The organism is Sphingobacterium daejeonense (genome assembly GCF_901472535.1).
In the GTDB taxonomy this organism is placed as follows: domain Bacteria; phylum Bacteroidota; class Bacteroidia; order Sphingobacteriales; family Sphingobacteriaceae; genus Sphingobacterium; species Sphingobacterium daejeonense.
The window spans coordinates 583,548-606,212 of the sequence record NZ_LR590470.1; the positions used below are offsets into that span (position 1 = coordinate 583,548).

The 22,665-nt window shown below is 37.2% G+C and carries 18 protein-coding genes and 2 pseudogenes; 16 read left to right on the forward strand and 4 right to left on the reverse strand.

The annotated features are described in order from the left end of the window. Positions 1-130 precede the first annotated feature (130 nt). The 5 genes from argH to FGL31_RS24380 all read left to right on the forward strand — a co-directional run bounded on the left by argH (position 131) and on the right by FGL31_RS24380 (position 7,805). Positions 131-1,462, forward strand: a complete 1,332-nt coding sequence (gene argH, locus FGL31_RS02795; protein WP_138089632.1) for an argininosuccinate lyase — start codon at positions 131-133, stop codon at positions 1,460-1,462. A gap of 299 nt (positions 1,463-1,761) precedes the next feature. Further along, positions 1,762-5,013, forward strand: a complete 3,252-nt coding sequence (locus tag FGL31_RS02800) for a SusC/RagA family TonB-linked outer membrane protein (RefSeq protein ID WP_138089633.1) — start codon at positions 1,762-1,764, stop codon at positions 5,011-5,013. Between the two features lie 11 nt (positions 5,014-5,024). Next, positions 5,025-6,719 carry a RagB/SusD family nutrient uptake outer membrane protein gene (locus FGL31_RS02805; RefSeq protein WP_232046216.1) on the forward strand — a complete coding sequence of 565 codons (1,695 nt, stop codon included), beginning with the start codon at positions 5,025-5,027 and terminating at the stop codon, positions 6,717-6,719. Positions 6,720-6,881: 162 nt separating this feature from the next. After that, entirely contained in the window at positions 6,882-7,157 is a 276-nt protein-coding gene (locus FGL31_RS24375) for a hypothetical protein (protein ID WP_232046217.1), read from the forward strand. A 186-nt stretch (positions 7,158-7,343) separates the two neighbouring features. Beyond that, positions 7,344-7,805, forward strand: a complete 462-nt coding sequence (locus FGL31_RS24380; RefSeq protein WP_232046218.1) for a YdcF family protein — start codon at positions 7,344-7,346, stop codon at positions 7,803-7,805. Positions 7,806-8,030: 225 nt separating this feature from the next. Here the strand turns inward: FGL31_RS24380 and FGL31_RS02815 are convergent, their stop codons facing one another. From FGL31_RS02815 to FGL31_RS27405, 3 genes are all read right to left on the reverse strand, one after another. Beyond that, positions 8,031-8,201, reverse strand: coding sequence for a hypothetical protein (locus tag FGL31_RS02815; RefSeq protein ID WP_138089634.1), 171 nt, complete (start codon positions 8,199-8,201; stop codon positions 8,031-8,033). Positions 8,202-8,365: 164 nt separating this feature from the next. After that, positions 8,366-8,662 (reverse strand): aldose epimerase family protein, encoded by a 297-nt coding sequence (locus tag FGL31_RS27400; protein ID WP_262709223.1) that lies wholly within the window; start codon positions 8,660-8,662, stop codon positions 8,366-8,368. A gap of 34 nt (positions 8,663-8,696) precedes the next feature. Further along, a complete protein-coding gene (locus FGL31_RS27405) occupies positions 8,697-9,167 on the reverse strand; it encodes an aldose epimerase family protein (RefSeq protein WP_262709026.1) in 471 nt (156 codons plus the stop codon). 201 nt (positions 9,168-9,368) lie between these two features. Here FGL31_RS27405 and FGL31_RS02825 point away from each other — a divergent pair, with 201 nt between their 5' ends. From FGL31_RS02825 to FGL31_RS02870, 10 genes and pseudogenes are all read left to right on the forward strand, one after another. Next, positions 9,369-9,605, forward strand: coding sequence for a hypothetical protein (locus FGL31_RS02825; RefSeq protein ID WP_138089635.1), 237 nt, complete (start codon positions 9,369-9,371; stop codon positions 9,603-9,605). A gap of 287 nt (positions 9,606-9,892) precedes the next feature. Beyond that, positions 9,893-11,244 (forward strand): annotated as a pseudogene (locus FGL31_RS02830) (deoxyguanosinetriphosphate triphosphohydrolase). 121 nt (positions 11,245-11,365) lie between these two features. Further along, positions 11,366-12,202, forward strand: coding sequence for a DNA topoisomerase (locus FGL31_RS27410; RefSeq protein ID WP_262709224.1), 837 nt, complete (start codon positions 11,366-11,368; stop codon positions 12,200-12,202). Then, positions 12,174-12,815, forward strand: a pseudogene (locus FGL31_RS27415) (DNA topoisomerase); the annotation flags it as partial. The gene FGL31_RS27410 and the pseudogene FGL31_RS27415, both read left to right, overlap by 29 nt. After that, a complete protein-coding gene (locus FGL31_RS27420) occupies positions 12,703-12,954 on the forward strand; it encodes a DNA topoisomerase (protein WP_138089636.1) in 252 nt (83 codons plus the stop codon). The pseudogene FGL31_RS27415 and the gene FGL31_RS27420, both read left to right, overlap by 113 nt. A 7-nt stretch (positions 12,955-12,961) precedes the next feature. Continuing rightward, the gene (locus FGL31_RS24385; RefSeq protein WP_232046219.1) at positions 12,962-13,426 is read left to right on the forward strand and encodes a topoisomerase C-terminal repeat-containing protein; all 465 of its coding nucleotides are present in this window, start codon (positions 12,962-12,964) and stop codon (positions 13,424-13,426) included. A gap of 361 nt (positions 13,427-13,787) precedes the next feature. Beyond that, complete coding sequence (locus FGL31_RS02855) at positions 13,788-14,438, forward strand: alpha/beta fold hydrolase (RefSeq protein ID WP_138089638.1); 651 nt, start codon at positions 13,788-13,790, stop codon at positions 14,436-14,438. Between the two features lie 85 nt (positions 14,439-14,523). Further along, on the forward strand, positions 14,524-15,504 hold the full coding sequence (locus FGL31_RS02860) for a hypothetical protein (protein WP_138089639.1): 981 nt from the start codon (positions 14,524-14,526) through the stop codon (positions 15,502-15,504). Positions 15,505-15,557: 53 nt separating this feature from the next. Next, positions 15,558-15,986, forward strand: coding sequence for an energy transducer TonB (locus tag FGL31_RS02865; RefSeq protein WP_138089640.1), 429 nt, complete (start codon positions 15,558-15,560; stop codon positions 15,984-15,986). Between the two features lie 197 nt (positions 15,987-16,183). Then, on the forward strand, positions 16,184-18,610 hold the full coding sequence (locus FGL31_RS02870) for an alpha/beta hydrolase family protein (RefSeq protein ID WP_138089641.1): 2,427 nt from the start codon (positions 16,184-16,186) through the stop codon (positions 18,608-18,610). Positions 18,611-18,641: 31 nt separating this feature from the next. Here the strand turns inward: FGL31_RS02870 and uvrA are convergent, their stop codons facing one another. Continuing rightward, entirely contained in the window at positions 18,642-21,491 is a 2,850-nt protein-coding gene (gene uvrA / locus FGL31_RS02875) for an excinuclease ABC subunit UvrA (protein ID WP_138089642.1), read from the reverse strand. Positions 21,492-21,620: 129 nt separating this feature from the next. On the opposite strand from uvrA, the gene FGL31_RS02880 reads away from it, so the two are divergent. Then, entirely contained in the window at positions 21,621-22,658 is a 1,038-nt protein-coding gene (locus tag FGL31_RS02880) for a DUF2157 domain-containing protein (RefSeq protein ID WP_099371952.1), read from the forward strand. Positions 22,659-22,665 lie beyond the last annotated feature (7 nt).

A 22,665-nucleotide genomic window follows, 5' to 3' on the forward strand; every position in this document is an offset into this window, starting at 1 on the left:
CTAAATAAATTGTAAAACAACAAAAAACAAGTTGGCAGAAATGAATAATTCACAGCAATAATCAATGATCAGGAAACTAGTCTTGAATTTTCCTTTGTAATTGGTACTTTTGTTTGACAAGATTGAGAACATGAAAATTTGGCAAAAAAATATAGATGTAGATTCCTTTGTGGAGACGTTCACTGTCGGACAAGACCGTGAGATGGATATGAACTTGGCAGCAGCCGATGTATTGGGCTCCCTAGCACATACCAAAATGTTAAACAGCATCGGGCTGATGACTGATCAAGACCTAAAAGAAGTACAACAAGAATTAAAAAATATCTACAAAGAAATTCTTGCCGGCAATTTTCAGATTGAAGATAGTGTTGAAGATGTTCATTCTCAAGTAGAGATGATGTTGACGGAAAGGATAGGTGAGGCAGGAAAAAAAATACACTCCGGAAGATCTAGAAATGACCAAGTGTTAGTCGATTTAAAACTTTATTTCCGTTCTGAAATCGAAAGCATATTTAAAAATACCGAAGAATTATTCAATGAATTGATTTCGTTGAGCAACCAATATAAGAATGTTCTCATGCCAGGGTATACTCACCTGCAAATAGCTATGCCATCCTCATTCGGTCTATGGTTTGGAGCTTACGCAGAGAGTTTGGTCGATGACCTTCAACTTTTAAAGGCTGCATGGAATGTATGTAACAAAAATCCATTAGGCTCTGCTGCCGGCTATGGTTCCTCTTTTCCATTGAACAGAACAATGACCACTCAGCTATTAGGTTTTGAAGATCTAAACTATAATGTGGTATACGCTCAGATGGGTAGAGGAAAAACTGAAAGAATTCTAGCGCAAGCCATGAGTTCTATCGCCGCCACCCTCGCTAAATTTGCAATGGATGTGACGCTGTTCATAAATCAAAACTTTGGATTTATATCATTCCCGGCACACCTAACAACAGGCTCTTCAATCATGCCTCATAAAAAAAATCCAGATGTGTTTGAATTGATCCGCTCTAGATGCAATAAAATTCAAGCATTGCCCAACGAAATTGCGATGATGACAACCAACCTGCCGGTTGGATACCATAGAGACCTACAATTGTTGAAGGAGAATCTGTTCCCAGCCTTTCAATCCTTGAATGACTGCTTAGCAATTGCAAAATATATGCTTGAGAATATTAGCATTAAGGACAATATCCTTGATGATCCAAAATATGATTATTTGTTCTCGGTAGAAGTAGTTAATAATGAAGTGCTAAATGGTGTGCCATTCCGTGAAGCATATCGCAAAATTGGAATCGACATCGAAGAAGGAAATTTCAAACCCGCCAAAGAAGTAAACCATACACATGAAGGTAGCATCGGAAACCTTTGCAATGAACACATCCAAAGAATGTTCAAAGAAGTCAAAGCAGATTTTGGATTTGAAAAAGTCGAAAAAGCTTTGGAAGATCTGGTAGGATAGGGATTATATTAGACTACAGATAATAGAAAGAGAGACTCTTGTATAGGTCGTGAGGAATTTAATCACTTGTGCTCCCTGGCATCTAATTCCAGATTTTAAATCCGGAATTAGATGCCAGGGTTTTATTTTACTGTTAAATTTACTTTATCGCATTTCAATAAAAAATATTCAATCTAGCCAATAATTTTCTTATTAATGTCAATATCGAATTTCAATACATAATTATAACAATAGCTTAAAGATGGCTTAACATAGGACTGGTAACATTGCGGAAATTTAAACAAACAATAATTAGTCTTATGCAACCTAAATCTACAAAGCTATTCTGGCTATTGTTCGCTGTTGCAATTACTCCAACTTTTGTTGAGGCTGGAATAAATCCTACCTCAACCAAGATTGAAAATGTAATTCAAAGTGAAATTAACGGTCGTGTTGTCGACCAAGATGGAAATCCAGTTATTGGAGCATCGGTTACAAATCTTTCGAATCAGAAAGTAACCCAAACAGATGAGTATGGGAATTTTTCCCTTCAGGGCTCCGTTGGGAATCAAATTCGAGTTTCATTTGTGGGATTTGAAACTTTAAATCAACAAGTTTCTAAGGAATCTGGAAATTTATTTCAATTGAAGGGTGCAGAAAATGCGCTTGAAGAAATTACGATATCAATTGGATACCAAAAAATCCGTAAATCGGATCTTACTGGAGCTATTGCTAGTGTTAAAGCAGACGAATTGAATTTGACTTCACCTAAGTTATCCCAAGCTTTGGTAGGGAAAGTCGCAGGGGTTCAAATATCTCAAACATCTGGAGCACCTTATGATGGTACAAAAATCCGAGTACGAGGTATTGGTTCTGTAAATGCTGGTTCAGATCCGCTATATGTAATAGACGGATACCCAGCTGGTAATAACCTTAACATCAATCCGAATGATATTGAATCAATAGATGTGCTAAAAGATGCTGCATCTGCTGCAATCTATGGTTCCAGAGCTGCTGGTGGGGTTGTATTGATTACGACCAAAAGAGGGAAGCAAGGTAAGAATAACATTGATTATGAGTTCCTAGGTGGTTTTGGCCAGCTTTCAAAAAAAATTGACCTACTAAATGCCACTGAATTTATCGACTTGATTATTGATGGAAGAAATAATACCTACAAAGATCTTGTATTAGGAAAAGGCCAAACATGGTCTGATAACATGAGGTTTGATTCCAATGCACAGAGGGTATCCAAGGTTGGTAATGCAGGTTCAGTAACAATCCCTGAAGAATATTATGATTTTGCAACAGGAACAGCAAAAGCTCCGAAATATGATACGGATTGGCAAGATGAACTCTATAGAAATGCACCTTTCCAAAGGCATAATGTTTCTGTATCGGGTGGAAATGAAAATAACAGATATTTTGTGAGCGGTTCATACCAAGACCAACAAGGAATTATGTTGGCAACTGGTCAAAAGGTATTTAATTTGAGAAGTAATATCGATTCTAAAGTTACTAATTGGTTGAATATTGGTGCAAATCTAGCATTTACATATAATGATAACAAGGAGGTTACTACTGGCCGTTATGACCGAAGCCCTTCCATGGCTGCACTAATTTATTTGCCAACCCTACCAGCATATAACGAAGATGGAACCTATGCAAAATATTTGATGGCTGAATTAGGTGCAAATAATTATGGTATACAAAATCCGGAAAACCCGATGGCGTATGTGTCAGAAATCAAAAATAGTCGCAAGGGAAAACGTGGCCTGTATAATGCCTATGCTGATTTCAAGATTATTGAAGGTTTGAATTTTAAGTTAAATGGAGGATTGTCAACCTACGATGAGAAATATGATTATTATCGTCCAACAAGTATTTCCAATGGAAATTATGCGCCTTTCAGTGATCAAGCGAAAACAGCAGCTTATGCAGATGCTTTAACAAAAAGCTCAATCGATAAATTACTTGAAGCAACATTAAATTATAATAAGACCTTAAATGAAAAACACCATGTAATGGGATTGCTTGGTTATTCCGCTCAACAAACAGATTTGGATTATGTAGGTGTTCGAGCAAGAGGTTTCCAAAATGACGCTACCGGAGAAATTACAGATAAGGGTGCTGATCCTTCAAATTTTCAACTATTAACGGATAACACCTTCAAAAGAAGAACTACAATGATGTCTTTCTTCGGACGGGTAAATTATAGTTACGATTCTAAGTACTTTCTATCAGCTACGTATCGCCGTGATGGATCATCAAGATTTGGGCCTGACAGTAAATGGGCAGATTTTCCATCTTTTTCTGCAGGCTGGACATTGTCTAATGAGGACTTTTACGATGCTTGGTTAGGTGATGGTTCTACTATTAAATTGCGTGCTAGCTGGGGGCAAAGTGGAAATAATAATATTGGAGATTACCGAGCAATCACCGTTTATAATACTCCAGGAGGGGTAATCATTGGCGATAAGGTAGCCACTGCATTTTGGCCAGATGATTTAAGAGATCCTGGTTTAAGTTGGGAAACAACTTCACAAACCAATTTGGGTCTTGACTTTGGATTGTTGAGAGGTAGAGTGAATGTTATGACGAATTTCTATTTAAGTCAATCTTCAAATCTTTTGTTCAACCAACCTATAACAGCTGTATCAGGAACTACGAGTATCTTGACAAACTTGCCAAATTCAAAAGTCGAAAACAAAGGTTTTGACGTTCAGGTAGATGCTGAAATTATAAGAAAGCAAGATTTTAGGTTTGGTTTCAGTGGAAATATCAATGTTAACAGGAATAAAGTGTTGGATTTAGGAGGAGCATCAACCATTATGACCAATGGGGCCGAGCGCTCATATTTGACACACATTACTCAAGAAGGAAGTCCTATAGGTATGTTTTATGGTTTTAAAGTAGCAGGAATTGCTACTGAGGAAAATTACAACAAGGTGGCACCTTCTTCAGCTTCCTCAACCCCATTACAACCTGGAGATTTATATTTTGAAGATGTAGACGGAAATGGAATAGTAAATGATGAAGACAAACGCATTATAGGCAACCCACATCCTGATTTCACTTATGGTTTTGCATTTGATGCTAGCTATAAAAATTTTGACATCCGTACATCTTTTAATGGTTCACAAGGTAACCAAGTATTAGATGGCTATGATTATTACCTATACAATATGGAAGGTTCTGGAAATCAGTATGCGGATGTGGCACAAAGATACCGTTCAGCACAAAATCCCGGTAATGGAAAAGTATATAGAGCATCTCGTGGGGGAACACAGAGTAATAGTACCCGCTTATCGACATTCTATTTACAAGATGGTTCTTATTTGCGAATGACGAATGTTATCCTTGGGTACACTTTACCTCGTACTATTGCCGAGAAATGGACATTGGCTGGAGTTAGGATATACGCAAGTGTTGATAATCCTTTTACCATTACAAAATACAAAGGTTATAATCCAGAACCAGATTATGACCAACGTGGAAATCTAACTCCAGGAGTTGATTATGGGCTTTATCCGTTGGTAAGATCATACAACTTAGGACTAAAAGTAACCTTCTAATTTAAGAATCGATGAAAAAGAGATATTTATTACCCTTAGCATTATTGGCGTTCAGTTCATGTTCAAAGGACTTTTTGAACCAAGAGGATCCGAATGCCGTAACAATAGCAAATTACTATAAGACTGAAACAGATGTTTTGTTAGCGGTCAATGGATTATATCAAGGATTGCGTTCTGGAAGTACACTTGGAGAATCAAGTACCTTGTATAATGAAGAAAGGTCAGACAATTCAGGGAGAAACGATAACCAATCTTCAGCTGGTGAGCCATTTCAATTTAATGACTTTTCGATCTTACCTAGTAATACTTACCTAAAGACACATTGGACAGCAATGTACGATGCGATTGCTAGGTGTAATACCTTGCTAGCCCATGTTGATAATGTGAAATTCAATGATGAAAATTTAAAAGAGCGCTATAAGGCAGAAGCAAAATTTGTTCGAGCGCTCCTATATTTTCACATGGTGAGGAAATTTGGAGATATTCCACTTTCAACAGTTGAGGTAACTTCCAAGGAACAAGCAAATGAATTGGCGTTCAGACAAAAAGAAGAAGTGGTTTATGCTCAGATCGTAAAAGATCTTACTGAAGCGCTGTCTTCAAACCTTCCCGATACTCAGCATGATTATGAAATTGGGAGAACTTCCAAAGCAGCAATTAATGCAATATTGGGACAAGTTTACTTGACAATGGGGTCAACTATGCCAAATAACAAACAAGCTAACTTCCAAAAAGCAGAGCAGTTCTTAAACGCATCTTATGGCTTAAGGAAATTCGGAAAGCTAAATGAAATCCCTTATGCGGATGTGTTCGACGTGTCAAAAAAGAAAACAAATAAGGAATTAGTTTTTCAGGTGGAGTATTTAGCTGGTGATCAAAATTACAGTTCCAGTATTGCTAGGAATTATCAAGCTAGGGGGGAAAACATCAACTCCTTGTTTAAATCTACAGGGTCCGGAGAAGTTGTAAAATTAGATTTAATAAAGGATTATGAAGAAAATGATGTTCGTAAAGATTTTTCTGTAAAATTTGCTAAAGATGTACAGGTAAATGATTGGTTTGTTACAAAATTCAGAGATGTTAGTACAGCCGCGGGGACTACAGGATGGGGAGGAAATGATTGGATCTTGATTCGCTATGCTGATGTGATGCTGTTGTTAGCGGAAGCGAAAATGAATTTAGGCAAAAATTCTGAAGCTATCGAGTTAGTAAATGAAGTTAGAGCACGAGCTGGACTTTCAACATATGAAGTTGCACAGAAAGATCCATCTTATAAATCAAAATATCCAACATTGAAAGATGCTATTTTGCATGAAAGGCGTGTAGAATTAGCATTTGAGAATCAAAGATGGTTTGATCTCGTAAGAAATTATAATGCTCAAGAGTTGGTGGCTTATTTCAAGAAAAAAAGTCAAGGAGATTATGGGAATGCTAAAATTTCCAATATTACCACTAAGGATAGATATTATCCTATTCCATTTGATGAGTATAAGTTAAATCCGGAGAAGATGTATCAAAATTCCGGTTTATTAAACAACTCGACATATGAAAACAATTATAAATCAAATTATGGTCTTGGTTTTTGGAATCTGCTTTGTGGCAGATTTCAAAAGCACAAGAAAACTTTCAACCTCAAACTCCACAAGATTGGGTCCTGTCAAAAAATTATTTTGCTAGTTATATTCTGTTTAAAGATACAGAATTGAGTAAAGTTCTGTTTTCTGATGAGCGTGTTAAATCCATGCTTTCAGAAAGAAGAAAAAGATTTGATGATTCAAAAGATTGCAAAGATTTAGCGTGTATCCTTCAAGCATTTAAATGGGAGAATAACGAGATTGCAATCTTAAATAAGGCAGTTGTAAAGGCATATGAATCCAATAGCCATTTTAAATCTTTTTGTAGAGAACAGGCTTATCCCCTCAAATCGTTATGGCCTAAATGGAAGTAAGGATCCAAAAGAATATGTTTCTAGAGCTATTCAACAGGACATGAAAAACGAAAATTATGTAATTGATGTTTATGCTGGAGGTAGAAAACCGAATTATCCGAGGATTGATTCAATTTCTTTTGATGTGTCAAATAAATCTTATCTGTTATTGTTAAAAGATGTTAGGCAAGATGTTTTAAAAGATAACAAAAGATGATTATCAATCTAGCTTTATTATGATGTTAACAGCGGTTCGATTATTGGAAATCAACGAAAGAATGGATGCTGCTCAACTAGAACCTTTAATGGATGGTGAGAATAAGCCGCATTAGAAGCAATTAAAAAAGCTGATTTTAATAAATATCCATACAGTCTTTTATTAGTTCTAGGTGCAGGGCCAAATGTGTATGACCAACCCATCAGCCCTGGAGGTATGCTGCGTGCTAGGATGGCAGCAAGAGCATATTTTGAGGGTCAAGCTCCATTTATTGTTTTGTCAGGTGGAAGAGTGCATCCATATAAGACACCATACATTGAAGCAATTGAAATGAAAAGGTATTTAATCCAAAATCTAATGGTGCCAGAATCAGCAATTATTTTAGACCCACATGCAAGACATACAACAACCAATATGCGAAATACCGCTAGAATTATGTTGACATATGGATTCCCTAATGATAAATACGCAATCGTAACCAGTAGTGAAGCTCATATCAATGCAGTAGTTAATATGGCAGATCGATGTATTAAAGAACTGGGATATGTGCCTTATGAATTAGGAAAACGTGTAAATGATGTAGTTTTAGAATTTAAGCCCAAATTGGAATCTTATATCATTGATGGTGATGAACCCTTAGATCCTTAATATACAGTGAGTGTAAAATCCTATAATATAAGTTCATACAATAGAAATAAAAATGGTTCAGGAATAACTCCTAAACATTTTTTTTATGCTTTTCGCCTCAGCTCCCCTCATTTACCATCATCTTTTCGAGTTATATATTCACCCCCGCCCATTGATCGTCATCTTTTCGGATTAATCTATTCACTTCACCTCCGCTAGTGACCCTTGTCTTTTCGCGTTATTAATTCACCCCCGCAAGTGATCAAATTTTCTTTCAATATCCTTTCTACTATAATTCTGTCTATTCTTAAATTCAGTAAATCCTGTCTTTAATTCTGTCAATCCTGTCTTTAATTCTGTCAATCCTGTCTTTAATTCTGTCAATCCTGTCTTTAATTCTGTTAAATTCTGTTTTATTTATTAATTGTAAACTTATACCTCACTTCGCTTTCAAATACATCACCCGGATCGAGTCTTACGGAAGGGAAATTCAAGTTGATTCGGGCTGTCGGGATAGTGTTGAGCTTCGAAGCAGAAGCCGCCATAAGCGCAAGTATTTTCTTCCGGATTTCCCTTCGTCGTCACTTAAGAAATTGCCACTGTATAAATGAATGCCAGGGTTCATTTGTAAAAACTTGAAGTTCAATTCCTGTTTCTTTTGAAAATGCTTTGGCGATTGGCTCGCTGATAGGTTGATTATTGATAAAGCTATGGTCATAACCACTAGCTACTTGAATTTGTTCTTCTTGGCTGTTGATGTCGGTGGCCAATAATTTTGGCTGTCGGAAATCAAAAGCCGTTCCTTCAACAGAAAACACCTCGCTGTTGGAATTTGATTTTCGTCCAATGGAAGGGAATTCCTCGGACCTTATCGTGATTTCATGATTAAGTACATCACCATTGCCTTCGCCATTAAGGTTGAAATAGGCATGATTTGGTTAAATTAAGCACCGTTGGAGCATCACTGATAGCCCTGAATCGAATAATGATTTCGTTGAAATTGGTCAACTCATAAGTGACGGTTGTTTTCAGCTCACCCGGGAATCCTTCTTCTCCATCAGGAGAAACGTAATAAAAATTCACCAGCTTGTTGAAGCTTACCTGCCTGTCCCAAACGCGTGTATGAAAACCCTCGATGCCACCATGAAGACTATTGGTGCCATTGTTTTGAGCCAATGTATATTCTTTGCCTTCCAGAGAAAATTTCCCTTTGGCAATTCTATTGCAGTATCTTCCAGCTGTTGCGCCATGGTAAGGCTCTACGGCACTGAGGTAGCCTTGGATACTGTCAAATCCTAAAATAACATCGATCAGGTCTCCGTTTTTGTCCGGCACTAAAGCACTCACCAACCTAGCACCATAATCAGTCAAAGCGATTTGCATACCAGCTCGATTTGTCAAGGTAATGAGGTGTGTGTTTTTATTGTTCAGTTTGCCTTCAAAAGTCTTTAGGAAGAGGAAGTTTATAAGTTGTCATTAGTTATACATTGCTTCTGATAAAGATAATAATAAAGGCCTTGGTTCCAAAGAACTATCCTTTTAATAATCGATGGGATTTTGTTAATTTGTTATAAATCAAACGTTATGTTCAAGATTTCCCTTTTGTTTCTAGTAGCCGGTATCCTTATTTTTGCCTTTGCAGTTTTTGTTCCTGCAAAAGATTCCTCCATAACTATAAACTTTTACGAAACATATTATGTGTTGTCCTCCATTTCCCTTTTCAAGTTCTTGGGCTTGCTAGGGTTGATTTTTGCAGGACTATATTATTTTACCGAGGATATGCTTTACTCAAAAAACATGGAGCGTGATGCATTTGATTAGTTTTTTTATGTTTAATCATCAATGTTTGGACCTGGGGATTTGTAGAAAGGGTCTACTTTGGAAATATTGAATCTAACTTGTCAAATAATAATCCTTCAACTACAGATCTGGATCGTTTTACACGAATACAGCAGTTTTATGTTGGTACTTTTATCATGATGATTATCATGCAATTCCTGTATGTTTTAAATTTAATTGTGGGTTTGGTCTACCGAAAAATCAGGACAAGAGAATTAAGCTCCCGTTTTTTAAAATGTATATTTGCCATTCAAAATTCGAGATTTTAAATGAATTGGAAACAACTGTTATCAGCAAAACGTTGGGGTTATGAAGATCGTGCAAATGGTGATCAATTTGATGCACGCTCTGAATTTCAGCGCGATTATGATCGTCTGATATTTTCATCTCCCTTTCGCCGACTTCAAAATAAAACTCAGGTATTTCCGCTGCCGGGAGCTGTATTTGTGCATAACAGACTTACACATAGTTTAGAGGTTGCATCAGTAGGACGCTCTTTGGGAAGGCTATTCTACAATATGATAAAAAAGGAAAATCCGAATATAGATGAAGAGGTTCCTTTTTTGCAGGAGGTAGGGAATATCATTTCCGCAGCTTGTTTATCCCATGACTTGGGAAATCCCGCATTCGGACATTCCGGAGAGGCAGCGATTTCAACTTTTTTTACCGAAGGAAAAGGTCAAAAATATCAGGAAATGGTGACCAAAGAACAGTGGGAGGACCTTACTCATTTTGAAGGAAATGCTAATGCATTGCGGATTTTGACCCATGCCTTTAATGGTAAAGACCCTAAAGGATTTGCATTGACTTATACTAGTTTAGCAGCAATCGTTAAATATCCTTGTGCAGCTATTGATGGACATATCAAAGGTTCTCACCACAGAAAGAAATACGGGTTCTTCGATTCCGAGCTGAAAGCATTTGAAAAAATAGCAAACCGAAACTGGGCTTAGAGAAGGATCCTTCCAATCCAAAAGGATACTTAAGACATCCTTTAGTTTATTTAGTGGAGGCAGCCGATGATATTTGTTATAATATTATTGATCTTGAAGATGCTCACCATCTTAAGATTTTGTCTTATAAAGAGGTTGAAGAGTTATTGTTGCCATTATGTGCTGGTGAAGATTTGAGAGAGAGATTGGATTCCTTGGGTGATACTGCAAGTAGAGTAGCGTTGTTTGAGAGCTAAAGCCATCAATACCTTGATATGGGCATGTGCTCGAGTGTTTGTAGAAAACCAGGAAAAATTCCTTTCTGGAACATTTGAAAAACCACTGATGGATGCCCTGGATTCCGAAATTGTAGATCACATGAAGGTGATTTCAAAAATATCTGTAGCCCGAATTTATAATGCACCAACGGTCGTTCAAATTGAAATTGCAGGTTTCAAAGTCATGAACGCCCTGTTTGGAAGAATTTGTGCCAGCATATTTGAAGTCAAACAAATCTATGTTTGACAAAAAGTTAGTCGCTATGATTCCTGAGCAGTTCCATACCAACAATGATGATACCTATTCGAAGATCCGGAGCAGTATTAGATTTCGTTTCAGGCATGACAGATGTGTATGCGGTGGAGCTTTATCGAAAAATCCAAGGGATATCCATAGCATCATTGGAATAAGGAATCAACCAAAAAATTTTTTAAGTAAAAAGGGTTTCAGAATGAAATCCGATTTGGAAAGTATTGAATGAAAGTAGTAATAGCTGAGAAACCTTCAGTAGCTCGAGATTTGGCGAGAGTAATGGGAGCGAAAGAGGTGAAGGATGGATATATTTCAGGAAATGGGTATGCTTTCACCTATGCATTTGGGCATTTGGTGCAATTATGTACTCCCCAAGCCTATGGCTATCATAATTGGGCCATATCAAACTTACCTATTATACCCAAGCAGTTTGAGTTGGAGGTCAAGAAGGTTAAGCGTGATGGAAAGCAGATTGATGATGCTGGAGCATTAAAACAGTTGAACACGATTAAAGCCTTGCTGGGGCAGGCTGAAGAAATAATTGTAGCAACGGATGCTGGACGTGAAGGTGAGCTTATCTTCAGGAATATATATTACTACCTAAACTCTAAAGTTCCATTTAAACGATTGTGGATATCATCCCAAACGGATAAAGCCATAAAAGAAGGTTTTGCAAACCTTAAAGAAGGTATTGAATACGACAGTTTGTATATGTCAGCAAGGTCAAGGTCGGAATCAGACTGGTTGATAGGAATAAATGCAACTCAGGCGCTAACATTGGCTGCTGGAAATCGAGGTTTATTGTCGTTGGGAAGAGTCCAAACACCAACCTTGGCAATGATATGTTCTCGATATCTTGAAAATAAAGATTTCAAACCCCAAGCATTCTATAAGATTCAGGCAGGATTTGAAAAAGAAGGAATTCAATTCAAAGCCACTTCCAACAAAATCGACAAAAAAGATATTGCTGAAGAGACCATTGCAAGAATGCAAGTGGGAATGAATGCAACGGTGAAGAATGTAGAGGCGAAAAGAAACAAAAGAACAACCTCCTCTTCTTTTCGATTTAACTTCTCTTCAGCAAGATGCCAACAAAAAATATGGCTATTCAGCTGATCAAACACTTAGCATTGCACAAACATTATACGAAAAGAAGGTCATAACGTATCCGCGTACAGGATCACGATATATTGGAGAGGATGTTTTTGAGAAAATAGAAGAGTTGTTTCAGCACCTTGCAAATACTGCTCAAGAGAGCATCGCTGTTATCAGTAAGAATTTAATAGGAGCTAAATTAAACAAACGTTCTGTAGATGATAAAAAGGTAACAGATCACCATGCTTTATTGGTGACGGATGAAAAACCGGGACCAATGCCGATGGATCAGCAGAATATCTACAATATGATTGCAAAGCGTATGGTAGAGAGTTTTTCAGAGGTTTGTTTGAAAGATATTACCACCGTTGTTATAGATGCTGCAGGAGTAGAATTAATTGCTAAAGGAACAGTAATCAGGCAATATGGATGGAGGCTTTCCGCAGATCAGGTTGAATTGCCTGATGAAGATAAGAACAATGATGACCAAGACAATGAAAACGCACAGTTGCCAAAACTAAGTGGTCGAAGAAATCTTGGAAGTATTGACATTGGAGTTGGCAGAGAGATTTACAAAAGCCAGGCCTATACATACCGAAGCTTCTTTATTGAAAGCTATGGAAACATCTGGTAAGGAAATAGAAGATGATGAAATGCGCCAAGCTATGAAGGATTGTGGTTTGGGGACTCCAGCAACTAGGGCAGCGACCATTGAAACCCTCTTTCAAAGAGATTATATAAAAAGAGACAAAAAAAAAGCTTATCCCTACTGAAAAAGGCTTGTCGGTATATTATTTGGTAAAGGACAGGTCCATCGCAAAAGTTACCTTAACTGGAAAATGGGAGCAAAAGCTGGAAGAAATGCGGGCAAATAAAGTAAGTTATGATGTATTCATGAAACATATCAAAGACTATACGGAAAAGATTACCAAGGAACTCTTACAATTACGCATTGCTATTGCGCATGAAGAACTCAAACCTCTCCAAAAAGGAAAAATAAAATGCCCTAAGTGCAAGCAAGGACAAATCCAGCTGTATGATAAAGTCGCACAATGTGACCATTATGCACGAGGATGTGACTTTAAAATCTGGCGGACATTAAATGGGGTATTCTTGGATGAAAAAGAAATGAAAAATCTCCTTGAAAAAGGAAAGACATCCGTCTTACAAGGAATAAGAAACCAAGAAGGCCAAACTGTCACAGCACCTTTGGTTTTCGAAAACTTTAAAGTAAATGTGGGTTGATTTCTAATCTGAAATTCAATTATCGTCCATTCATTTATAAAATTTCGAAGTTGACTTGTTTACAACTTCTTTATTAATTGTTTTTAGAATTGCTTAAATACTTGAAATTATGTCAACTACGATAGATTTAAGAAAAAAATACATGAATTTGTTGATCATGCAGATGATAGGATTTTGAAAATTTTCTATGCAATTATTACTAGTGAAGAATTAGACCAAAAAAAGTTTTGGAACAAAAAATCCTTCAAGCTAGAAATGAAAAGAATAAAGGTAAGTTAATAACCGTTGATCCTTCCAATGTATGGAAAAATTTCAATAAAAATTTCTAAATCATTTTCCCTGATTTCATTAACTTAGATAGATGGACACTATCTATGTTTTTTCGGGTTTAGGAGCTGATCGCCGCGTATTTGAAAAATTGGATCTTTCGGGTTTACAAGTTATCTATGTTGATTGGTTGAAGCCTAGGCCTTCCGAAGCATTTGAAAGTTATGTGTTCCGTCTTGCTGAGCATTATCAGATTCCCAAGCAAGGGGCTTTAGTGATGGGAGTATCATTCGGGGGAATGTGCATCGCAGAGCTGGCAAAATATTATGATTTTAAAAAAACAATCCTAATTTCATCTGCAAAAACAAAAGATGAGTTACCCAAAGTACTTGGGGTATCAAAATTACTTTCATTACATAAATTATTACCTGAGGCAGCAAATTCCAAAACAGCAGCTAAAGTTTTGCACTGGCTTTTCGGTGCTAAAACTGAAGAGGAAAAGAGAATGTTGGACACTATTCTTAAAGACAGTGACCCTGATTTTCAAAAATGGGCCGTCGATAAAATTGTTAACTGGGAAAATACGGCAGTGCCAGTAAATTGCTTACATATCCACGGAGACAAAGACAGACTTATTCCCATACAATATGTTGATTACACCATCAGAGTTAAAGGCGGTGGCCACCTGATGGTATGGAATAAGGCAGCAGAATTATCTTATCCAATTCGGAATTTCTTGTTTTAATTGCAGAAAACAATCAAAGTCATGTTGCGGTCAATTGTAAAAGCATGTCTTTCCATCTATTAGTTTTCTGCTACCTTTGCAGCATATGGCAAATAAACTTTACAATCCATTTCTTGACTTTCAATTTGATAACAAAACTTGCTTTTTGTCAGGTAAGGCATTGAGCTCCGACGATGAAAAGATCCAGGTATTTCCATTGTGGATGATGCGCTCTTTTGATCTTGAGGATAAGCCTTTCAAGATGTTGGATGAAAGTATCGTAACCTATAAACAACTTCAATTGCCATGTTCTGCTGAAGTTGCAAATAAATTGGCCGAGGTGGAGGAAAAAGTAGAATTTGCTGTTCAAAATGGTTATAATGCTTTAAAGGAACTTGACCAATTGACCTTATTTCAATGGGTTGGAAAAATTTTATATGGCGTCGTCTTCAATGAGATACAAGTAGGGATTAGGCAAGCATTCCTTTCTGGCGAACAATTGAATTTTTCTCAGGCATTGGTGCAAAAGTTCAAGAATCTACATTTTATGCTACAGTCCTTGATCGTCCCGATGGAATTCGAAAATAAAAATCCATTTACCATAGCTGTTTTTCCAGTGGACAGTAGTCCTGAAACATTTATGTATCGAGATGAAATCAATACCTTGATTTTTTCAATCAGGATGAAGGATTTTGCCATTATTGCTACACTTCAGGATAATGGAGTACATGAAATATACCATGATGAGGTTTTAGCTAAGGTTAAAGATAAAGTGTTGCACCCTATTCAGTTTGAGGAAATTTGTGCAAAGTATTTTTATTCTGCCTATCTCTTCAATAGGCTGCCAGAATATACTTATATGGAAGTCCCTGAAAAAGTATTTGTAGAACCAATGCCCTTAAACGATTGGACTCTTAAGCCAATTTTTGATCAATGGACAGCAAAAACCTATGGACAGGTTCTGGAAAATTTTTGGAAGCCATGGGCTATACCTTGTTCGAGATCATCAAAGATCCTGAAAAACCCAATGACCTTTATAACTGATCAAAACGGTGATTTTGTTTCAGAAGTAAATCTGCCAAAATAAAAACATATTTATTTTAAAATCCGTAAATTTAAATTATTGATTGTTAGGTAGGTATGAGATTCTTGATCATTATATTGCTATTGTTTATTTCGAGTTTTGGTTTGGCGCAATCTAAAAGCAACGTCGATACTACAATTGTTCGCGATGTTGATGTAGTGCCTCAATTCAGGGGAGGTCAAGCGGCATGGCAAAGTTTTTTACAAAAAACAATCGATATCAGGAATGCTATTGAGGATATGGATAGTACGCAATATGTTGATTTTGGTCTTCGTCAGACAGCTATATTGGAATTCACAGTATGTGAAGATGGTGAGGTCTGTGAGATAGATATCCTAAATGAATCTAAAATTAGTCCAGCATTTGCTGAGGAAGCCGTACGCGTTATGAAACGCTCCCCAAAATGGAAACCAGCAATGAAAAATAACAAAGCCGTTCGCACCAGATTTCGTCAACCGATTACTGCAATCCTAGACCAGTTCTAACGTATTTTTCAAATTTCTTTATTTCATTTAAAGCTATTAAAGCTGAAGTTGTATCAGTTCTAATACATTGTCCAAAGTATTGGAATGTTTACTTATTTTAGGACGGAATTTAACCTAATAAGAAGGAAAAACTAATTTTTGAGATGCATCTTCCCCTAATATCTATTTAGGGTTAGATAGTTTTAATTAAAATGCTAATGAAAATCAGAAAAAAAGCAAACCAAAACTTTTTGAAAGCAGGCTTACTTGTAGCTTTCTTAGCAAGTTCAGGACTAACCTATGCACAACAAGGTATCAACTACCAATTACCCCCACAATCAATTGTCGATTTAATTGATGCGCCACAAATACCAGTTGAGGTGTTTAGTCCGGATGGTAAATATATGTTGGTATTGGATGTTCCAGGATTTGAAACTATCGTCCAAGCCTCTCAACCCGTAGTAGGGGTAGCTGGGTTGAGGATAAATCCTGTCAACAATACAACCGTTTCTGCAACATTAGGAACTTATAAGGGCGTAAAAGTACGTGACCTTTCAAAAGGAACTGAATATACGCTAAGTGGACTGCCTCAAGATGTTCAGATTTCTGATGTAAAATGGTCGTCCAAGCCTGGCTTATTTGCTTTCTTGAACAAATCACTTCAGGACACAGAACTATGGATTGGAGATTTAAACAATAAATCGGTAAGGAAAGTTCTGAGCAAAGTAAATGATACTTATGGTGGTACTTTCCAATGGAATACAGATGGAACTGCTATATTAGCTAAGCAAGTTATATCATCAAGAGGAAATGTACCTGTGGAAAACCCTGTTCCAACAGGGCCAATTGTACAGGAAAATTTAGGCGGTATAACTCCTTCAAGAACCTACCAATATCTTCTGGAAAATGCTTATGATGAAAGTCTCATGGATTATTATCTTTCTGCTGAGCTTGTTCAAGTGGATATTCAAGGTAGCAGCAAGCCTTTAGGCATTCAGGGGATATTTAAATCAGTTTCGTTTTCTCCTGATGGAAAATACATATTGACTGAAAAGGTTGTAAAACCGTATTCTTATCTTGTTCCTATCTATTTATTTCCATCTGAAGTGTCTGTGTATGCATCTGCAGGAACAAAAGTTAAGGATATTTATACCATTCCTTTGGGTGATAAATTGCCTATTAGTTTTGATGCAGTGATTGAAGGGCCTAGAGATTTTGAATGGCGTAAGGATAAAGATGCAACATTAGTTTACGTGGAAGCTTTAGACAAAGGCAACCCAAATACTGCCTCTGAGATTAGAGATGAAGTTTTCGAATTTGAAGCCCCATTTGATCTATCAACTGCAAAGAAAATATATTCTGGCACTTATCGTGTGAGAAATATTCAATGGGGAGAAGATGCAGCAATAATTTCTGAAAATTGGCGGAAAGATAGGTCTTCCAAATTGACTCTTTTAAACCCTAAAAACAATCAGGTCGTTAAGGTATTGTCGACTCGGAAATCAGAAGATACCTATACTGATCCAGGTTACTTTATCAGAAATCCGAAAGGAATGTTATTAACGGATGGAAAGGGCTCCTTATTTACTCAAGGATTAGGAGCATCACCGGAAGGGGACCGTCCTTTTGTGATGAAATGGAATGTTGTAAATGGTAAACAGGATACGCTGTACAAGTCAAAACGTGGATTCTATGAAGAACCGGTTTTCTTCAATAATTCAGGGGTAGTATATGTATCTAGAGAATCTGCGAAAGAGGCTCCAAATGTATATTCCATTAATTTGAAAAATAAAAAAGAAGAAAAAATAACAAACTTTGTTGACCCTTATCCAAGTATCGCCAATGTCCAAAAAACCCTGTTGTCTTATCCAAGAAAAGATGGATTAAATCTTTCAGGTGTTTTGTATGTGCCTGCAGATTTCAAAAAAGGAGATGCTCCATTACCAGTTTTGGTATGGGCTTATCCACGAGAGTTCAAGACCAAAGAGGCAGCAGGACAAGTTAAAGGTTCTCCGAACAGATTCCCAAGATTAGCATTTAGATCGCCAGTGTTCTGGGTTACTCAGGGCTACGCAGTAATCGATCAAGCAGATATGCCAATCGTAGGTGAAGGGACTTCGGAGCCAAATGATACATTTGTTGAACAGATAAAGGATAATGCAAGTGCATTGATTGATTATGTTGTAGATATGGGGGTTGCAGATAGAAATAGGATTGGAGTTGGAGGTCACTCTTATGGTGCCTTTATGACCGCAAATTTATTGGCTCATACAGACCTATTTGCTGCTGGAATTGCAAGAAGTGGAGCATATAACAGAACATTGACTCCTTTTGGATTCCAAGGTGAAGCTAGAACGTACTGGCAGGCGAAAGATACTTATGATGCGATGTCACCTTTCACTTATGCTCATCAAATCAAGAGACCATTATTGTTGACTCATGGTATGGACGATGAAAACTCTGGTACATTTCCTATTCAGAGCGAACGTTTATATGCCGCAATAAAAGGACATGGAGGAATTGTGAGGTTAGTAATGTTGCCAAAAGAGTTTCATGGGTATAGAAGTAGGGAAGGGGTGTTACATACATTTTGGGAACAGCACCAATGGCTGGAAAAATATGTGAAAAACAGAAAACAAGATTAATAAAGAAGGGAGCTCATCAAGCTCCCTTTTATTATTTATTATAATTCATTTCAATTTTTAAGAACCTTCCAGTTTCAGAATTCTTCTGTTTGATAAGGTCTTCAGGAGTTCCTTGGAAAAGTAATTTTCCTCCGTTTTTTCCGCCCTCCGGACCCATGTCGATTACCCAGTCTGCAGCTTTGATGACATCGAGATTGTGCTCGATTATCAATACCGTGTTCCCACGGTCTACTAATCTGTTGATAACTCCTAAAAGAACGTTAACATCCTCAAAGTGCAATCCTGTAGTGGGTTCATCCAAGATATAGAAAGTTTTTCCAGTGTCTTTCTTGGAAAGTTCCGTTGCCAACTTGACACGCTGAGCCTCTCCTCCTGATAAAGTTGTTGAGGATTGACCTAACGTAATATAACCCAACCCGACATCTTGAAGGGTCTTGATTTTTCTATAAATTGACGGTATATTTTCAAAGAAAGTCACAGCCTCATCAATACTCATATCCAATACATCCGAAATGGACTTTCCACGGTATCGAACCTCTAAAGTCTCTCGGTTATAGCGTTTTCCATTGCAGGTTTCACAAGGAACCTGAACGTCAGGAAGAAAATTCATTTCGATAATCTTCATCCCTGCGCCTTGACAGGTTTCACATCTACCACCTTTTACATTGAAAGAGAACCGACCAGGTTTATATCCGCGAATCTTTGACTCCGGCAATTGAACATATAAAGCTCGGATGTCAGAAAAAACACCAGTGTAAGTCGACGGATTCGATCGTGGCGTTCTTCCGATCGGAGATTGATCGATTTCAATTACTTTGTCGATGTTCTCCAAACCTTCAATTTTACTATAAGGCAGTGGCTTTGCCTTAGCCCTAAAGAAATGGTGGTTTAAAATGGGGTAGAGCGTATTGGTAATTAAGCTAGACTTACCTGAGCCCGAAACACCCGTTACAAGAACTAGTTCGCCCAATGGTATATCAATGCTTACGTTCTTTAAGTTGTGACCCTGGGCACCTTTTAATGATAGTGTATGGCCATTTCCTTTTCTTCTTTCTGCTGGTATTTGAATTTCTTTGGTTCCGTTCAGATAATCTGTGGTCAACGTGTTTTCCTTCATCAGTTGTTTCGGTGTGCCCTGTGCAACCACTCTTCCACCATGAACCCCAGCTGCAGGACCCATATCAATAACATAATCCGAACTTAAGATCATGTCCTTGTCATGCTCGACAACAAGAATCGAATTACCAATGTCTCTAAGGTTCTTCAATGCATTGATCAATCTTTCATTGTCGCGTTGATGAAGTCCAATGCTCGGCTCATCTAAAATATATAGAACATTCACTAATTGTGAGCCAATCTGAGTAGCCAATCGGATCCTTTGAGCTTCACCGCCCGAAAGACTTTTTGAACTACGGTTCAGCGTCAAATAATTTAAACCAACATCAAGTAAGAAGCCAATCCGGGTTTTTATTTCCTTTATGATTTCTGTCGCTATGATGTTCTGTCTTTCAGTAAGTCGTGTTTCAATGCCTTCAAACCATTCATTCAAAGCTACAATGTCCAACTCTGCAAGTTCAGAGATATTTTTGTTATCAACCTTGATATGCAAGGATTCCTTTTTCAATCTTGCACCATGGCATTCTGGACATACTACCTGAGTGCGGAATTCTTCCAATCCTTGGGATTCATCGCTGTACTTGGCATTGTTTTCCTCAAGCATCTTGAAGATTCCTGAAAATTGAACCTTATATTCTCGGGCACCATAAGAACCATAAGAAACTGTAAGTGAAATTGGCTCTTCTTCACCAAATAGAAGGTTGTCAATTAAATCCTCAGAAATTTTATCAATGGACGTCGTAAGTGATATTTCATACTTTTTAGCCACTGCTTTCAATACCGCAAAATTCCAAGAATCTTTGACAGGTCCTAAAGGAACAATAGCACCCTTCTGAATACTCAATGTACGGTCAGGGATGACTATTTTTTTATCTATTTCATAAATATACCCTAATCCATCACATCTCGGGCAAGCACCATAGGGAGAATTGAACGAAAATGTATTGGGTTGCGGTTCATCATATGAAATGCCAGATTCCGCATCCATAAGATATCTACTGAAGAACTGTTCCTTATTATCTTTACTTGAAATCTTGATAATTCCTTTGGCAGTCTTTAATGCTTGAACAATGGATGTAAACAATCTTTTACGACCTTCTTTTTCAACGATAACTCGATCAACGACAATTTCAATATCATGAATCTTATATCTGTTAACTTGCATTTTTGGAACGATATCCAAGATTTCTCCATCTACTCTTACTTTGGTGTAACCTTGTTTCCTGATTTGCTCAAAAAGCTCACGATAATGTCCTTTACGACCTTTCACAACTGGGGCAAGGATATAAATCCCTTCACCATTGAATTCTTTAAGAATTCGGTCAGTAATCTCATCGTCTGACATACGTTCCATTCTTTTTCCAGTGACATAGGAATATGCCTCTCCAATTCTAGCGTAAAGTAGACGTAAGAAGTCATATATTTCTGTTATGGTGCCAACTGTTGATCTTGGGTTTTTGGAAGTCGTTTTCTGTTCAATTGAGATAACTGGACTCAATCCCGAAATCTTATCAACATCCGGTCGCTCCATGCCACCCAAAAACTGACGGCTATAGGCAGAGAATGTTTCCATATATCTTCTTTGTCCTTCAGCATAAATGGTGTCGAATGCCAATGATGACTTTCCGCTACCACTTAAACCAGTGATAACGACAAGTTGGTTTCTAGGAAATGATACATCTATATTCTTAAGGTTGTGCACCCGTGCGCCAAATACTTCTAACTCGCTTTGATCTCCAAGGTCTACTGCTTTTCTTACGGCCATTAATCTATCCTTTTAGCAAAATGCAAAGTTACAGATTTTTAGGCTCAGATTTTTAAGTTCCTGAACTCTAATCTTGTATTAGGCAGGATAATTGAAAAGTATTACCTTTAAATAACAAATAATCACATTTTGAAGAAGCTAGACGTAAATAAAACCGAAAGAGAAATTATAGAACAGGCATTGGGACATTGGGAATCGGAACAGCTATTGACCAAGGAAAAATCTGATGAATTAAAAGAAAACTTAGATGATAAAGGTTTTGAATGGGGAATGCTAGCACGATATGCTTTCTGGATCGCTTTGGCATCATTGATTTTCTCCGTGGTTTCTTTGTTTTCAGATAGTTACCTTTCAGATCTCGTCGAAAAATTTTACGAAACTCCAAACGTGGTTTTTTGTTTAGGATTTGCAGGCTTAGCAATATTATTTTACCTATTAGGGTTTCGGAATAAAGCTAAAAACCCAGACAAAAACTTTTCCAATGAAACCTTGATGTTGGCAGGCGCCTTTTCAACTGCTGCAAGTATCGGCTTCCTAGGGCAAGTGCTCGATCGAAATGAAAACCATTTCACTTTATTGTTCTTATTGTCGATTATCATTTATGCTGTGTTATCCATTAAGCTATCTTCAAAATTATTGTGGGTATTTACATTAGTGGCATTAGGAATCTGGTTTGCCACAGAAACAGCTTATCATAGTAATTGGGGTTTTAAATTCTGGGGTATGAATTATCCCCTTAGGTTTACCATATTTGGACTATTATTGACTGGATTTGCAATTTTTATCCAACCAAGAATTAAGTCATTATCTATTTTCCAATCCACGTCATATGTAGTTGGGTTGTTATATACCATGATCGCGCTGTGGATGCTTTCTATTTTTGGAAATTATAGCGATTTCGATAAATGGTCGAGTGTTCGACAATACGAAATTTTCTACTGGGGATTGTTGGGAATCGGTATCTCTTTGGGGCTGGCGATTTATGGAATGAAAACTAAAGACCATGTGTCAAGAGACATTGGTTTTGTATTCTTTATTCTAAACTTGTACACCCGATTTGTAGAGTATTTATGGGATAATATGAATAGGACTATTTTCTTCCTTTTAATTGCCATATCTTTCTGGTTTGTAGGACGCTGGGCAGAAAGTATATGGAAGAAAAAATAAATGCTTA